Below are 15,825 nucleotides of genomic sequence, written 5' to 3'. Positions count from 1 at the left end.
GGGTATCAGGACCCGATCGGCCGGAAGTGCGTGGGATAGCCCGCTTCCGTCTGAGGAATCTGAAGACCTATCCTCGTCTCCGTGTTGATGACAATCGGCCCTTGGAGATTGAGGGTGGTGTCTTCCGGCTTGTCTTGCGGAATGGTCACCGTCACCAGGATGGCCAGTTGGCGGATATTCTCCACCTTCAAGGTCTTGCGTTCCGGGTTTTCAATCTTCACATCATAATCGTCGAGAAAGCTGTAGGGGTCGGCCACCAGCAGGCCGAGGCCTGAGTCGGTGATGCACTGCAACAGCAAAAACGGCGAATCCCCTTCCCTCACGGGAAGCAGCGTGAACTCGCGCTTGTCCTCAAGTCCCACCAGCCCGCGGGGAAAGTAAAGGATCGAGTCGGAGCTTATCACCCGCTCGCCCAGCCGGGTCATTATTTTTTGCGTTCTTTCTTTTGCCATAGCGCCGCCGCCGCGAGCAGGTCCTGCTGGTTGATTTCCAGTGCCTGCCGGTTCTGTTCCTTGATCTTCAAATAGACCTCCTCCCGATAGACGGTCATATCTTCGGGCACGTCCAGGCCGATCTTTATCTGCTTGCCCTGAACGCTCAGGATCTTCAGCTTGATATTGTCGCCCAGATAGAGGCTTTCTCCCGGTCTCCGGGTAAGAATCAACATGTCGTTACCAAGTGTTTCCTTCGGCTTGTCCGACTTTCACGGAGTACGTCTTGCCGACTACATGAGGTCCATCCACAAGTAAAGAGGACCACTCCATTAATTATATAAATTTAGAAAGATTAAGCTGCATGATCATCGAGGTGGAGCGAAGCACGGCCTCGTAGACGAGCTTCTGCTGGGCCAGGTCGGTCATCAATTCGGTCACATCCGCGTCCTCAATGGAGCTGAGAAGCGTCTGTTCGTTGAGCTTGAGGCCGTCCACAATGGTCGAACTGATGGACAGACGGTTTTCCCGCCCTCCCACCTCGGCCACGGCGTTCATGATATGCTCCTGAGCCTCCACAAGGTTGGCCAGGGACTGCTGCACGCCGGTCTGGTTGTTGGTCTCGGTGAAAGCGACGAGATTGCCCATGACCTCGAACAGGTTCTTGGAATACTCGTCGTCGCCTTGGATGGTCAGGGCCATGTTCGCGCCGCCGTCATGGAACACGCGGTCGGCGTTCAGGGTGCCCAGAGTGAGGATGGAGCCGTTGGACGCGAGCACGGCGTCCGGGTCCATGTAAATGCCCCCGAAAATATCCTTGCCCACGTTGTTGACCTGGACCTGCTCGCTCGACGAGACGTCCAGATTGATCGCGGCCGTGCGCGGACGAATGATGAACTGTTGGCCCGGCTGCAAGATGTTTGAGCCATTGGAGGTCAACGTCAGGATGCCGCCGTTGGCCACGCTGAGCACGGTTTCGCTTGCCGAGGAATCGGCCTGGGCCACGTTGCCGGTCACCCAGTTTATACCGCCGTCCAGGCTGTACGAATATTGGATGTCCTCGTTCATGGCCACGTCCGACTGGTTGTCGATGCGGATGGTCACATTGGCATCCAGGAAAGAGCCTGACGCCTCGGCCTCGATCAGACCCACTCCCGGCCCGAGGGCATCCACCTGGGGCGGTGCGTCCTCGTCGTCGCCGATGTATTGCGCCGAAGGCCGAATCCACATCCAGGTGCCGTCCGACACGGATTCATCATCCGGATCGTTGACCTTGACGGTGGCGTCCCCGTGAAACGTCACGCTGGTGCCGCTCTCCGGCAAATTCAGCGTTCCCTCGCCACTATTGAAGGCCATGGAGCCATTCAGCCAGGTGCGGCCGCCGTCCGTGGAGTAGCGCACGCCCAGATTGGGATCGGAAAGATTCATGTCGCCGCCCACGGGCGTGGCTCCGGAGGTATCGAAATACTGCACCAGAACCGTGGTGTTCGATGAGCCGTTGACCGTGAACTCCGCGTTGCGGCCGAAGTCGTCGTCGTTGGTGGTCAGCCACATGATCTGCTTGAAGGCGGGGCTGTCCGTCTTGTGCCCGCCGAAAATGGAATTGCCCTCGAAGTCGGAGTTGGCCAGGCCGACCAACTGCTCGAACAGGGAACGCATCTCGTAGCTGATCTGCTCACGGTTGTTGTCGTCCACTGTGCCGGTGGCCGCCTGGGTGGCCAGTTCCTTGGCCCGGGTCAGGATGGTCGAGACCTGCATGAGCGCCTCGTCCGCGCTGCCCAGCCACCCCTTGGCCGTGGAGATGTTCTCCGAATACTGGTCCAGCGAACGCAAGGTGTCGCGATGATCCAGAATGCGGGTCATGCCGGTGGGATCGTCGCTCGGCTTGTTGATGGCCTTCTGCGTCTGAGCCTTGACGTTGAGGTCCACAAGCGAGGTCAGGGACGAGTTCAGGTTGTACACGTACCTGTTGAAGAGCATCTGTTGTGTTACGCGCATGGCCTTTCCCCCGCCTACGGTTTGAGCGACAGGATGGTTTGAAGCATTTCGTCCGCCGTGGTGATGAGCTTGGCCGCCGCCGTGTAGGACGCCTGGTACTTGATGAGATCGCTCATCTCCTCATCCAGGTTGACGCCTGAAATCTGCTGCTGCCGCTCATCCAGGTCATTGGCCAAAGCCTGATAAAAATTCTGGTTGAACTGGGCGCGGTTGGTGTCCGTGCCCACGTTGCCCACGATGCCGTTGTAATAGTCGAGGATGGTCTGCGACGTGGTCCCCTCCATGGCCGTGGACATGGTCACATTGACCTCGCGCAATCCATACATGGCCAACGCGGTGGTGTTGTCGCCGGGATTCATCTCGCCCGCGCCGTTCACGTGCCCCGTGGCCAGGAAATCAAGGTCCCCGGAAATCTTCTCGTTGACGGCCATGGAGCTGGCGTCGTCTCCCTTGAAAAAGGTATTCAGCCCCAACGCCGCGTACAGCCCGGCCGAATCGGTGCCAAAGGCGAAGGTGTAGCCGTCCTCGGCCTCTAGCTGGAGCTTGTTGTTGACGATGGTCGCGTTGATGGTTCCCGCATAGGTTCGGTTAAAAGCGTCGCGAACGTCCTCCAGGGTATGCACGGCCGGGTCAAAGGTCGCCCCGCTGCCGTCGAAATCCAGGGCTGCCGTCGAAACCTGCAAGCCTGTGGACTCGTTGTAGACATGCATGAACGAGCTGCCCGCCTGGAGCCGGTCGCCAAAGGCCAGTCCGGTGGAATCGCTGGCAAGGGCCTTGTCCACGTAATCCACCTGATAGGTGCCGTCGACCGAGGTGAACGCCTGCAATCCCGCGCCCTGGCTATGCCTGCGGTTGGTCTCCCATATGACGGATTCCGACAGCTCGTCGAGCTTGGACCGATACTTGCCCACGTAGTTGTCCCGGAAAGACAGGAGCGCGGCGATGCTGCCGCCCGTGAGCCGCTGGGTGTTCGACTCGCCGTTGAAATGAAGCTGCGGGGTTATCTCCTCGGCATGGGAGGTGTTCTGCACCCAATAGAGCCCCTGATGCGGGCTGATGACGAATCGGTCGCCGTCCACAAAGGAGCCGGAGGGCGATCCCTGGGCGTCGTCCGTGGAGCCGAACCATATTTGAAGGCCCTCGACATTGACGCGGTCGTCGTACTCGCGGGCGCTGAAATACCGTACATCGCCCGCCTCGTCCTTAAGCCATGTCACGCCGCCGTCAAGAGAAACGCGGAACTGAGCCGCGTTGGCGCCGGACCCGACCTGCCCCACCGGATCGCCCGCATTAGAGGAAACGAACTCGATGGTATATTCGTAGTCGTCGTTGCCGTCGAAATACACGTTGCCCTCGAACCCGGAATCGGGCCGCAGGTCCTCGGTCTTGGCCGGAGCCCGGAACTCCAGGGAAAAGGCGCTCTCCCCGTCCACCAGAGTCTGTCCGGACCCGGTAAGAACGGTGTAATTGCCGCCGCCGTTGTCGATGGTCTTGATGTCCACGAGTTCGGCCAGGGCGCGGACCTTGCGCGCCCGCTCGTCGAACAGTGCGTTGGCGTTGTTCTGGCCTTCGATGTTATGGACCTGGATTTGCTGGTTCAGGTCGGCGATGTCGTTCATCAGGGAGTTGGCTTCGTTCACCTGCGACGCCACCTCGCTGTTGATCCGCTCCTGCATGAGGGAGAGATTGGTATCCACAGACTTGAGCGTGGTGATGAGGGTGGCCGCGTCATTAACCACGGTCTGGCGCGCGCCGTAGTTGTCCGGCCGCTGGGCCACTTCGTTCCACGAATTGAAATATTGGGACAGGGCGTCGCTCACCCCGGTGCCGCTCGACTCGTTGAGCAGGTTCTCCACGCCCTTGAGTTGTTCCCAGAGGTTGCCCCACATGCTGGTCAGGGAAGACTGCTCCAGGTACATGGACTCGACCATCTCATCGAAATGCCTGACCACCTCCTGGGCTACAACGCCGGTACCGAGCTGGCCCGGGGAATAGTCGATGTAGTTGCCTTCGCGCAGGAGCACCGAACGGCGGGAATACCCCTCGGTATTCACGTTGGAGATGTTCTCGCCCGTAACCTGCAGTTGCACCTGCGAGGCGAACAGGGCCCACCGGCCCATATCGAGGATGGAGTTGGCGCCGAAGGACATTACAGCCTCCCGCTCAACAGGCGCGCGTCATTGATGCCCTTGGCGAACCGGCCGGACCGGCCGTATGCCGTGGTGGACTTGGGCTTGATCTGGTTATGCATGAAGTTGAGCAGCCCCTTGCTCTGGTCGAACAGGGCCATGGCCATCTGCTGGTTCTTGGCCGCCTGCACGCCGCACTTCTGCTCGGCCGCGTCGAGACGGGCCAGCAGCTCGCGGAGGGAATCGCCCTTCTCGCGATCCAGGCCGGGGAAAAGATCCCTGACACGCTTGGCCGACGGCTCGACCGCGATGACCATACGGCGGAGAGAACTGCGTTCGGCCACGATCTGACGCATGAGTTCCTGGATGGACAACTCCACCTGGGAGACGGACTGGGGCTTGAGCTGGGTGAGGCGGGAAAATTCTTCCTCCAACAGGAGAAGCATGAGCAGCATGGCCTTGTTCTGCCGGACCAAATTTTCCTCTATCAGACGGATCATCCTGCTACCTCGTCACTCTTAATATTCTGTATTTTCTAAACAAAACTTAATCCAACCCTAGCTATGGCTCCCGGGTTTTCATCCTATTTCTGCAAGTTTCCGGCCAATCGCGGCGTCGTTGTCGGCGGCTTCCGTCCCATAGCCGCTCCGTCGTGCGCCGACCGTTGCTCCCGCAACGTCTGCGCCAGTGCGCCGGGCCTCAAGTCTGCGGGCCAACTCCTCCAAACGGGCCTTGACCTCCACGTCGCTCAGAACCCGCCCGGCGGGAGCGGACTCCTCCGTCTTTTCCACGGCGGCGTCCAAGACCGTCCCCTTGGAGTTCTCGATCACAGCGCTGCCGCCCCAGTCCTCAAGGGTCATACCCGTGGGACGATTCAAGGCGATGGCCTTCGCGTCCCGGTTCAGGGGAATGGGCTCGGCCTTGACCGGCGCGATATCCACCCCGCCGGACAGGGTGTCGTGGCTGGCCTCCTTAAGCTTGCGGCTGAGCTGATCGAAGATCATGTCCGCCAGCCCGATGCCGCCCGCCTCGGCCATCTTCTCCGAGAAGTCCCGGTTGAACATGGACATGTAGGAATCCTCCTGCTTGGAGTGCAGGTATCCCTCCTTGGGCACGGACTGCTTCATCTGCTCCCAGAGCTTGCCGATGAAAACAGCTTCGAAATTCTGGCAGGCCTTCTTCAGCTTGGCCATCTTGTCCGGATCTCCCCCGGACAGATTCTTCCGCAGCCCCTGCATTTCGGACTTGAAACGGTCCAAGTCCTTGGTGTCGGCCACGCTCGCGGCCAGCCTGGGGTCCATGGTGCTGTCGATCATGCTAGATTACCTCCACTTCGGCATGTAGGGAGCCTGCCGCCTTGAGGGTGCGGATAATGGAAATGAGGTCGCGCGGAGTGGCCCCGATGGAATTCAGACCGTCCACCAACTCCTGAAGGGTCGCGCCCTCCATGAGCATGAGCTGATTGTTCTGCTCCTGAATCTGAATATCGGTCTCTGGGGTAACCACGGTCTGGCCGTCGGAGAACGGACCGGGCTGGCTGACCTGCTCGGTCTCGGAAACCACGATCTGGAGATTGCCGTGGGCGACGGCCACGCGGCTCAGGCGCACATCCTGGCCCAGGACCACGGTGCCGGTCTTCTCGTCCACCACGACCTTGGCCTTGCCGTCGGGCGAAATATCCAGATTCTCCAGAGAGGCCATGAGCGGAACCATGTTGCCCCGGAACCGGTCAGGCAGTTCCAGGTCGATGGTCGAAATATCCTTGGCCCGGGCGAACTGACCGCCCATGCTGGCGTTGATCTTGTTGACCACCTGCATGGTGGTCCCGAAATCACGCACGTCCAGGTTCACGGTCATGTGGTCCTGGTTGTTGAACTGAAACGGCACGCCGCGCTCCACTACCGCCCCGTTGGGAATGCGGCCCACGGTGGGGATGTTCTTCTGGGCGTCCGCCGCCTCGCCGCCCACGGTGAAGCCGCCGATGGTCAGGGAGCCCTGGCCGACGGCGTAAACCCGCCCGTCCAGACCCTTGAGGGGCGTGACCAGCAGGACCCCGCCGAGCAAGGACTTGGCGTCGCCGAGGGAGGAGACGGTGATGTCGAGATGCGAACCGGGCTTTGCCGAAACGGGCATCTTGGCCGTGACCATTACAGCGGCCACGTTCTTGGGCTTGAGGTCGTCGGGATCGGTCTCCACACCCATTTTTTCCAGCATGTTGGACATGGATCGCATGGTGAACGTGCTGGAGGTGCCATCGCCGGTCCCGGCGAGGCCGACCACCAGGCCGTAGCCCACCAACTCGTTGGTCCGCACCCCGCTGAAGGAGGCGATGTCCTTGAGCCGAGCCGCCCGGGCCTCGACCGGAGCGAGCACGGCCGCCAGGTACAGGACGAGCAGGACGAACAAAGCCGCCAGAACCAATGTCCTGGCCGCTTCGCCGGAGTCTACGGGGTTGGTGCGTTCATTCAGGGTCATGACGTTCACTCCTCAAACCTCTTCAATGCGTTATCCAGCCTCGCGGCTAGAAGGGATAAATGTTGTCAAGAATGCGCGACAGCCAGCCGGGACGCTGCTTGTCGGCCAGCACGCCCTGTCCGTAGATTTCTATCTGCGCCTCGGCCAGACTGGTCGACGGGACCGAGTTGCTCGAAGAAATGTCGCGCTGGCGGATCAGCCCGCGAACCACCAGAAACTGGGTCTCGTTGTTGACCCGAATCCGGCGCGCGCCTTCCACCTGGAGGATGTTTCCCGGCAGCCTGCGCACAATGCGGGTGGCCACCGTGGCTTCAAACTCGGATTCCTGCTTGGTCTCGCCGTTACCCTCGAACTCGGAGGATTGGTTGGCCTTGATGCCGATGCCCGCCTTGGCTCCCAGGGTATCGGCAAGGGGGATGGCCCCGATCAGGCCCGTGGAGGGCATGGCCGTGACGGACGTATTGATGTCGTTGGACTTGTCCGCCGAGGTCTCGGACTTGATCTTGGTGGAGGCGGATTCCTCCACGCGGACCAGAACGATGTCGCCCACCCGGCTGGCGCGGTTGTCGTCGTACAGGAACTCCGACCTGTTGGAGTCGTACAGGGAACCCGGGTTGGAGGCCGGATTCTGCTCCTCGTAGGCAGGCGGCGTGAGCACGGGCATGGGCTCGTCCTGATATTTTGGCGCGCAGCCCGCAGCCAGCAGGATGGAGGCCATTATCATAATGAAATAGCGTCTCATGACGTTGCTCCTTGTCTATCTGACGACCACGGTTTCACTGTCGACCACCGTTGCCAAAACGATTTTGTTGCTTTGGGTGTTGCGGACCTCCACCTGCTGGCCCGCGCCCGCCTCGCCCATGGCCTCGGCCTTGATGGACAAACGAATGCCCCGGCCGTTGAAAACCAGGTTGACCATCTCGCCCCGCTCCACGAGCGGGACCGGCTCCAGGTGAGACTGGGTGAACACCTGCCCGCGCCCGAGGGTCCGGGTCATGCGCCAGGGTCCGCCGGTGCCGTCCCAGACGTCGCGGTTGTAGGCCAGGTTCATGCGGCGGAAGGAAACCTTGTTGGCGGTCACCCGCTCGTTCCGGTTCATGGGCCGCGCGGCAACGGGAACGGCCTTCCACACATCGGCGAACACCACGGCCGACCGACGGGAAATCACCTTGCCGTCCGGCGTCACGCCACACAGCATGATGTCATTTCGGCCGGGCTTGAAATCGCCCTTCATGTCGACAACCAGACGGTCGTAATCATTGGGGAAAAAGATATGGTCCGGCATCTGAAGATTGTTGAGCTTCACGTCGCCGCCCAGCCCCTTGGCCTTGGGCGTCAAAAAGGCGACGATCCGAGACGTCAATTCCGAGGAATCCACCACTCGGCCGCCGGTCTGCACGGTCAATTGGCTCGGCAGCGCCAGGTTGCCCGCTTCTTCGCCCATGTAATATTCAAGAATCCGCCTGAGCTTGTCCCTGGGCACAGTGACCACGTGGCCAAGCCGGTCCGAGGCTTTCCAGAGTTTGACGGTCGACAGGGTCGGCCACTGGCGTTGCGCCACAGCGTCCACCGGGTCCGCGATCTCGCCCAAAAGGACATCGGGCCCCTTGACGCAGGCCACGCTTCTGACCAGCCCCTTCCATCGGTTGCCTCCGGCCGCTCCGGCCGGAACGGACCCGGCCAACAGCACGGCGGCCAGGCACGCCGCCAGAACGTACCGAACGCCCCTGGCGCGACGACTCCGCTTCTTCCACATAAATACGAACCTGCCTTGCGGCGCGATCTCCCCGATCAGCCGCTATCGCTTGATGTTGATGGCCGTCTGCAACATGCCGTCAGAGGTGGTAATGGCCTTGGAGTTGATCTCAAAGGCGCGCTGGCCCACGATCAGGCCGACCATCTCGTCCACCATCTCCACGTTGGACCCTTCCAAAAAGCCCTGGGCGATGGTCCCGAAGTTCTCGTCGCCCGGGGTCCCGGCCACAGCCGTGCCCGAGGCTTCACTTTCGCGATAGAAGTTCCGCCCGGTGGCGATGAGCCCGGCCGGGTTCTGGAAACGATAAATGTCTATGTCGGCCTGGGCGAGCACGGTGCCGTCCTTGTCCAGGGCCGATATGGTCCCGGTCTCGGAGACCGACACGCTGGCCGTCTCGGGCGGGACGGTGAATTCCGGCTGTAACGCGTGTCCTCCGGCCGTGACCAGACGGCCTTCGTCGTCCAGTTCGAAGGAACCGTCGCGGGTGTAGACCTCCTCACCGTTCATCATGACCTGAAAAAAGCCCTCGCCTTCGATGGCCATGTCCAGGGGGTTGCCGGTGTTCTGGAAGTCGCCCTGGGTAAAGAACTTGTGCACGGACACGGGACGCACGCCCATGCCGATCTGCATACCCACCGGAGTCCGGGTACCGTCGGCATTCTGGCTGCCCGCGATCTTCAGCGTCTGGTACATGAGGTCCTCGAACTCCGCCCGACTCTTCTTGAAGCCGGTGGTGGAGACGTTGGCCAGGTTGTTCGAAAGAGTGTCGATCTGCGTCTGCATGGCGATCATGCCGGTCGCAGAGGTCCACAGGGAACGCATCATGATGCAATCCTCCTAGCTAGGCGGTGGGACGGCCCACCTGAGTGATCAGTTTGGTGTCCAGATCGCTGTCGGTCTGAATCATCTTCGTATACATTGTGAAAGCCCGCTGCGTTTCGATCATGGAAACCATCTCGGTGACGACCTCCACATTGGACTTCTCGATGAATCCCTGGGCCACGGCGAGCTCCTCGGGCGGGATTTGCCCTGCGCCGCCGGGATCAACAAAATAGTTGGACCCGGCCCGCTCAAGTGCTGTAGGGTCTTCGAAATCGACGAGGTCGAAGGCGCCGGCAGGCTGGCCGTTGACGAGGACATTGCCGTCGCCGTCCGCCTCAATGCGCCCCCCGGGAGGAACAATCAGCGGACCGCCGCTGACCAGAACCGGATGTCCATCGAGAGTGCGAAGCATCCCATTGGAATCGGTGACGAAATTCCCGGCTCTCGTGTAAAGCATCCCATCGTCGCCCTGAACGGAAAAGAACCCCTGGCCGGAAAGCGCGAAATCAAGCTGGTTGCCCGTGCGCTCAAGGCTGCCCTGCTGAAAGTCGGGCTGCTGGGCCGAAAGACGCGCCTTGGCCATGATATGCCCTTCCGGGAACATGTCCTTCCCCCGGATGGAGGTCTTCGAATCCACGAGATAGTCGTGGGCGAAACGGACAAAGGTGTCATGGAAGGCCAATTTGTCCTTCTTGAAAGCCGATGTGTTCACGTTCGCCAAATTATTGGCGATGGACGACATCCTCAATTCATTGGATAAAGCCCCGAATATGGCGCTTTGCGTACTGTCCCGCATAGGGTGTTCCTCCTGTTCGGCGGAAGTTTTGCACTATACATGCCAATGCCGGAGGGGGGCCTTTTTTTCCGGTCCGGCTAGATTCTGCATCAAGATTGTTGACAACCCCTGTGCATATGTATAAATAGCTTCGTTTCCGAGCGGGTGTAGCTCAGTTGGTAGAGTACAAGCTTCCCAAGCTTGGTGTCGCGGGTTCGACCCCCGTCACCCGCTCCAAAGCCTTTCGCAGAGTTCAATAAAAGGACCCTGCGGGGTTCGCGTAGGTGAGCTCGGGCTCACCTTTTTTTTATTTGCCGGACTGGAATGCCTTTCCGGCGGGAGAATTGAAACGATGCGCCAGACTTTTGAGGAAATGTTGTCGGATATGATCCGACCCGAGGTGGAGAACCTCGGCTACGTCTTCTGGGGCCTGACCTCCCCTTCTACGGGCAAGAAGCGCGTCGTCCGCATATACATCGACGCTCCGGGCGGCGTGAACATCGACCAGTGCGCCGAAGTCAGCCGTCAGGTGGGACTCATGCTTGAGGTGGAGGACGTCATTCCCGGCGCCTTCAATCTCGAAGTCTCTTCGCCCGGACTGGAGCGCCCCTTCTTCAATCCGGACCAACTGACCGGCTACGAGGGCCGCAAGGTCGACATCCTGCTCCATGAGCCGATGGACGACCGCCGCAAGTACAAGGGTGAGCTGACCAGGGTCGAAGGCGAAACCGTCACCGTCAAGATCGACGACGAAACCGTTGACTTCGATTGGACCGCCATCAAGAAAATCACCTTGGTCCACGAATTTTAGTTGATATCACTGCCGGGGGGAGAGGCCCAACCGGCGCAAGCGGAGGTTTATCATGTCGGAGCTGAAAAGAGCCATCGACCAGATCAGCAAGGACAGGGGCATCGACCGCGACCTGTTGATCGACACCCTTGAGGAGGCAGTCCGATCCGCCGTGGCCCGCAAATACGGCGAGACCATGGACATCGAAGTGGCCTTCAACGAGGAGCTCGGCGAGATCGAGGTCTTCGAATTCAAGGTTGTCGTGGACGAGGTGCATGACCCCGTCAGCGAAATTTCTCTCGAAGACGCCGTCGCCCACGATCCCAACGCCCAGTTGGACGACGAAATGGGCTTCCCGCTCAAGATCGAGGAACTCGGCCGCATTGCCGCCCAGAGCGCCAAGCAGGTCATCATCCAGCGGATGCGCGACGCCGAGCAGGAAATCATTTACGAAGAATACAAGGACCGCGTGTCCGAAATTGCCAGCGGCATCATTCAGCGCCGCGACCGCACCGGCTGGATCATCAACCTCGGCCGGACCGAGGCCCTGCTGCCCAAGGACGAGCAGATCCCCAGAGAGCGCTACAAGCGCGGCGACCGGGTGCAGGCATATATCATTGATGTATTGAAGGAGTCGCGTGGCCCGCAGGTCATCGTCTCCCGCTCGCATCCCGACTACATGGTCGAACTCTTCAAGCGCGAAGTGCCCGAGGTTGCCGACGGCACGGTCAAGATCATGGGTGTCGCCCGCGATGCCGGACTGCGCGCCAAGGTGGCCGTCATGTCCCGCGAGCGCGACGTGGACCCGGTTGGCGCCTGCGTCGGCATCCGCGGCTCCCGCATCCAGAACGTGGTGCAGGAGCTCAAGGGCGAGCGCATCGATATCGTTGTCTGGTCTCCGGACATCGCCATGTACGCCCAGCACGCCCTCTCCCCCGCCGTGATCTCCCGGATCACCGTGGACGAGGAGGAAGAAGCTCTGGAAGTGGTCTGCCCCGACGATCAGCTCACCCTGGCCATCGGCCGCAAGGGTCAGAACGTCAAGCTGGCCGCCAAGCTCCTCGGCTGGAAAATAGACATTTTCACCGAATCCCGGTACGGCGAACTCAATGCCGCACGCAAGGGCATGGACCAAATCGCCAGCGTGGCCGAAGTTCCCATGGAAAACTTCTTCGCCGCCGGCTTCGAGTCCATCGACTCCATTGTGCGGACCGACGACGAAGAACTTCTGGACATCAAGGGCATGACCGAGGCAAAGATCGCGGACATCCGCCTGGCCATCAATATGCTCGCGCCGGATCTGGACATCGAGCAGCCCGCTTCCGAGCCCGATGAGGCCCCTACCGCAGAGGCATCCGAGGTTGCGGCGGAAGAACTCGGCGAAGAAGCCGAAGAAAATAACGAGACTCCCGCCGAAGGCGAGGAAAACAAGTAAACTCCGGACGGAAACGGCGCATGAGCGAGCAAGGGCACGAGCCTGAACGCATGTGCGTCGTTTGCCGCAAGCGGTTCCCCAAGCGGGAACTTCTGCGGTACGTGCGCCCCGGAGAAACGGACGGCCCCGACGCGGGGCCGATTCCGGACCCGGCCATGATCTGGCCGGGACGTGGATATTACGTATGCGGCCAGGCCCAATGCCGGGAACGATTCCCGAAGATCATGGCGGGCCTGATGAAGAAACGTGCGAGGTGATTAGATGACGGCAAAGGTTCGGGTAGAAGACTTGGCTGCTGAGCTCAATCTCAGCAACAAGGAGATCATTCAGCAGCTTCGCGAGATCGGCGTCCAGGCGAAAAGCCAGAAGACTGTCGTGGAAGACGAAGATGTGGACCGCCTCAAGGCGGAATTGAAGAAAGGCGGCGCCGGAAGAAGAGAGGTCCGCCGAGTGGGCGAGTCCGGCGTCATCATCCGGCGCAGGCGCAAGAAATCCAAATCTTCCAAGGAAGAAGCCGCGCACGTTACCGAGGAATCGGCTGACGGAATCGAGGAAGCCGCCCAGGAGACTGGTGCGCCTGAATCCGTCGAGGCCGCGCCTGCCGAGAAGGAAACCGTGAAGGCTCCCGAAAAGGAAGCCGAGAAAACCGTTGAGAAGCCCGCTCCCAAGCCGGCCCGGCGCAAATCGGTTCCTCAGGTCAAAATCATAAAGCCCGCCGTCGAGGAGCCGAAACAGGCCCCCGAAGAGGAAGCCGCCGAGGTCGCAGAGGCCCCGGCCGCTAAAGCCGTGGCAGCAGAGGCCGCTCCCGAACCCGCCCCTGCCGAAGCCAAGCCCGAACCTGAGGCCGCGCCTGAAGCCGAAGCCGTTTCCGAACCTGCGCCCGAGGCTAAAGCCGCTTCCGAACCTGCTGCTCACGCGGAAAAGGCCGAGGAGAAGGCGGAAGCCGCACCCGCCGCCGCTCCCGCACGGGAGGAAAAGGCGGAAAAGGCCGAGCCCAAGAAGAAGAAAAAGAAAAAGAGAGAGCCCGAGGCCCCCAAGGTCCGGATTATCTCCATGCCCACCGAGGCCGAAGTACAGGCCCGCGAGGCGGCCAAAGAGGCCCAGGCGGAACGACGTCCCGCCAATCGCGGCGCAGGTCGGTCTACTGGCCGTCCCGGCGCTCGACCCGGCGCTCGGCCGGGCGCTCGGCCCGGCGCGCGGCCCGGTGCGGGGCCCAAGCCGAATGGCGCCGCTCCCGTTCCGGATCCCGGTGTGGCCGACGGTCGCAGCAAGAAGAAAAAGGGCAAGAAGGATCGCCGTGTGGTCGAGTTCGCCAACGATGGAGGACAGGATCACACCAACAAGCTGTACAGCGATAATTTCCCGCAGGGACGCAAGGGTCGCAGAAAGAAGGGCCGCCGAGGACAGCAGCCCATCGTGCATCACGACCAGCCCCAGGCGCAGCCGATGAAGGCGGCCAAGCGTAAAATCAAGTTTGACGAGGCCATCCGCCTTGCCGACATGGCCCGCCAAATGGGCATCAAGGCCCAGGACCTGATAAAGGCCCTCTTCGGTCTCGGTGTCATGGCCACCATCAACCAGTCTCTGGACCTGGATACCGCTTCCCTTCTGGCCGGCGAGTTCGGCTACGAGGTTGAGAACGTGTCCTTCGACGAGCAGGAATTCCTCATCCCCACCGAGGGAGACAAGGAAGAAGATCTCAAGCCGCGTCCGCCGGTCGTGACCATCATGGGTCACGTCGACCACGGCAAGACCTCCCTGCTCGACGCCATCCGCATGTCCAACGTGACGGACGGCGAAGCTGGCGGCATCACCCAGCACATCGGCGCGTACCACGTCCAGACCGCCCGGGGCGAAATCGTCTTCCTGGATACCCCCGGTCACGAGGCGTTTACCACCATGCGTATGCGCGGTGCCCAGGTGACCGACATCGTCATCCTGGTTGTCGCTGCCGACGACGGCGTCATGGATCAAACCCGAGAGGCCATTTCCCACTCCAAGGCGGCCGGCGTACCCATCGTGGTGGCCGTGAACAAGATGGACAAGGAAGGGGCCAACCCGGACAACGTCAAGCGCGAGCTGGCCGAATTGGGCCTGGCACCCGAGGAATGGGGTGGCGACACCATCTTCGCCCACGTTTCCGCCAAGAAGAAAGAAGGCATTGACGCGCTGCTCGAAATGGTTCTGCTCCAGGCCGAGGTCATGGAGCTCAAGGCCAACCCCGACAAGCACGCCCGCGGACACATCGTCGAGGCGCGCCTGGACAAGGGCCGCGGCCCGGTGGGCACCATGCTCATCAGCGAAGGCACCATCAACCAGGGCGACAGCTTCGTGTCCGGCATCCATTTCGGAAAGGTCCGGGCCATGTTCAACGACCAGGGCAAGAAGATCAAATCCGCCGGTCCGGCCATGCCCGTGGAGATCCAGGGCTTTGACGGCCTGCCCGAAGCCGGTGATGAGCTATTCGTGGTGGACGACGAAAAGGTCGCCCGCCGCATCGCCCAGAGCCGCGCAATGAAACAGCGTGAGCGGATTCTGTCCGCCAAGACCAAGGTCACTCTGGAGTCCTTCCTGGCTTCCAAGCCCAATGACGAGGCCCAGACCCTGAACCTGGTGCTCAAGGCCGATGTGCAGGGTTCGCTGGAAGCCGTGACCGAGGCCCTGAACAAGCTGTCCACGAACGAGGTCAAGATCAGCGTCGTCCACGGCGGCGCGGGTGCCATCACCGAGTCCGACATCCTGCTTGCGGGTGCGTCCGAGGCCATCATCATCGGCTTCAACGTCCGCCCGAACCTGAAGGTCAAGCAGATCGCCGAGCAGGAAGGCGTGGAAATCCGCTTCTACGACATCATCTACAAGCTGGTGCAGGAAGTGAAGGACGCCATGAGCGGAATGCTCGCCCCGGACATCGAAGAGGTGTACCTGGGCCAGGCCGAAGTGCGAGCCACCTTCAACGTGCCCAAGGTCGGCGTGATCGCGGGCTGCATGGTGGCCGACGGCAAGATATCCCGGGGTTGCAAGGCTCGACTGCTGCGCGACGGCGTGGTCATCTACACCGGCCAGATCGCTTCCCTGCGCCGCGAAAAGGACGATGTGCGTGAAGTGGCCAAGGGCTACGAATGCGGCATCGGACTGGAAAAGTTCAACGACGTAAAGGTCGGCGACACCATTGAAGCCTTCGATACGAAGGAAGTCGCCCGTACCATCGACTAGC

Annotated in this window: 15 protein-coding genes and 1 tRNA gene; 5 read left to right on the top strand and 11 right to left on the bottom strand. The window is 61.1% G+C overall.

Features of this window, described 5'->3' with window-relative positions; all coding sequences use genetic code 11:
- Positions 1–5 precede the first annotated feature (5 nt).
- The 11 genes from fliW to LF599_RS06390 all read right to left on the bottom strand — a co-directional run bounded on the left by fliW (position 6) and on the right by LF599_RS06390 (position 10,407).
- A complete protein-coding gene (gene fliW, locus LF599_RS06440) occupies positions 6–425 on the bottom strand; it encodes a flagellar assembly protein FliW (protein ID WP_269941290.1) in 420 nt (139 codons plus the stop codon).
- The gene (csrA, locus tag LF599_RS06435; RefSeq protein ID WP_207262444.1) at positions 425–667 is read right to left on the bottom strand and encodes a carbon storage regulator CsrA; all 243 of its coding nucleotides are present in this window, start codon (positions 665–667) and stop codon (positions 425–427) included. Before csrA ends, fliW begins: the two co-directional genes overlap by 1 nt.
- A gap of 100 nt (positions 668–767) precedes the next feature.
- Entirely contained in the window at positions 768–2,429 is a 1,662-nt protein-coding gene (gene flgL, locus LF599_RS06430; RefSeq protein WP_279522711.1) for a flagellar hook-associated protein FlgL, read from the bottom strand.
- A gap of 14 nt (positions 2,430–2,443) precedes the next feature.
- Positions 2,444–4,579: a flagellar hook-associated protein FlgK gene (gene flgK, locus LF599_RS06425; protein WP_279522710.1), complete on the bottom strand. Its 2,136-nt coding sequence runs from the start codon at positions 4,577–4,579 to the stop codon at positions 2,444–2,446.
- Entirely contained in the window at positions 4,579–5,058 is a 480-nt protein-coding gene (gene flgN, locus LF599_RS06420; RefSeq protein WP_279522709.1) for a flagellar export chaperone FlgN, read from the bottom strand. Before flgN ends, flgK begins: the two co-directional genes overlap by 1 nt.
- 78 nt (positions 5,059–5,136) lie before the next feature.
- A complete protein-coding gene (locus LF599_RS06415) occupies positions 5,137–5,874 on the bottom strand; it encodes a rod-binding protein (RefSeq protein ID WP_279522708.1) in 738 nt (245 codons plus the stop codon).
- Between the two features lies 1 nt (position 5,875).
- Entirely contained in the window at positions 5,876–7,033 is a 1,158-nt protein-coding gene (locus LF599_RS06410; RefSeq protein WP_279522707.1) for a flagellar basal body P-ring protein FlgI, read from the bottom strand.
- 46 nt (positions 7,034–7,079) lie between these two features.
- Positions 7,080–7,775: a flagellar basal body L-ring protein FlgH gene (locus LF599_RS06405; RefSeq protein WP_279522706.1), complete on the bottom strand. Its 696-nt coding sequence runs from the start codon at positions 7,773–7,775 to the stop codon at positions 7,080–7,082.
- 15 nt (positions 7,776–7,790) lie between these two features.
- A complete protein-coding gene (flgA, locus tag LF599_RS06400; RefSeq protein WP_279522705.1) occupies positions 7,791–8,789 on the bottom strand; it encodes a flagellar basal body P-ring formation chaperone FlgA in 999 nt (332 codons plus the stop codon).
- Between the two features lie 42 nt (positions 8,790–8,831).
- Positions 8,832–9,614, bottom strand: a complete 783-nt coding sequence (flgG, locus tag LF599_RS06395) for a flagellar basal-body rod protein FlgG (RefSeq protein WP_279522704.1) — start codon at positions 9,612–9,614, stop codon at positions 8,832–8,834.
- Between the two features lie 16 nt (positions 9,615–9,630).
- Complete coding sequence (locus tag LF599_RS06390; protein WP_279522703.1) at positions 9,631–10,407, bottom strand: flagellar hook-basal body protein; 777 nt, start codon at positions 10,405–10,407, stop codon at positions 9,631–9,633.
- 140 nt (positions 10,408–10,547) lie between these two features.
- Here LF599_RS06390 and LF599_RS06385 point away from each other — a divergent pair.
- The 5 genes from LF599_RS06385 to infB all read left to right on the top strand — a co-directional run bounded on the left by LF599_RS06385 (position 10,548) and on the right by infB (position 15,824).
- A tRNA-Gly gene (locus LF599_RS06385) sits at positions 10,548–10,623 on the top strand.
- Positions 10,624–10,771: 148 nt separating this feature from the next.
- Positions 10,772–11,197: a ribosome maturation factor RimP gene (locus LF599_RS06380; protein WP_269941301.1), complete on the top strand. Its 426-nt coding sequence runs from the start codon at positions 10,772–10,774 to the stop codon at positions 11,195–11,197.
- 52 nt (positions 11,198–11,249) lie between these two features.
- Positions 11,250–12,611 carry a transcription termination factor NusA gene (gene nusA / locus LF599_RS06375; protein WP_279522702.1) on the top strand — a complete coding sequence of 454 codons (1,362 nt, stop codon included), beginning with the start codon at positions 11,250–11,252 and terminating at the stop codon, positions 12,609–12,611.
- 20 nt (positions 12,612–12,631) lie between these two features.
- Positions 12,632–12,868 (top strand): YlxR family protein, encoded by a 237-nt coding sequence (locus tag LF599_RS06370; protein ID WP_279522701.1) that lies wholly within the window; start codon positions 12,632–12,634, stop codon positions 12,866–12,868.
- 4 nt (positions 12,869–12,872) lie between these two features.
- Complete coding sequence (gene infB / locus LF599_RS06365) at positions 12,873–15,824, top strand: translation initiation factor IF-2 (RefSeq protein WP_279522700.1); 2,952 nt, start codon at positions 12,873–12,875, stop codon at positions 15,822–15,824.
- Position 15,825 lies beyond the last annotated feature (1 nt).

The organism is Pseudodesulfovibrio thermohalotolerans (assembly GCF_021353295.2).
Lineage (GTDB): Bacteria > Desulfobacterota > Desulfovibrionia > Desulfovibrionales > Desulfovibrionaceae > Pseudodesulfovibrio > Pseudodesulfovibrio thermohalotolerans.
Note: the sequence above shows the minus strand (reverse complement) of the source record. Positions and strands in the feature narration are given on the sequence as shown.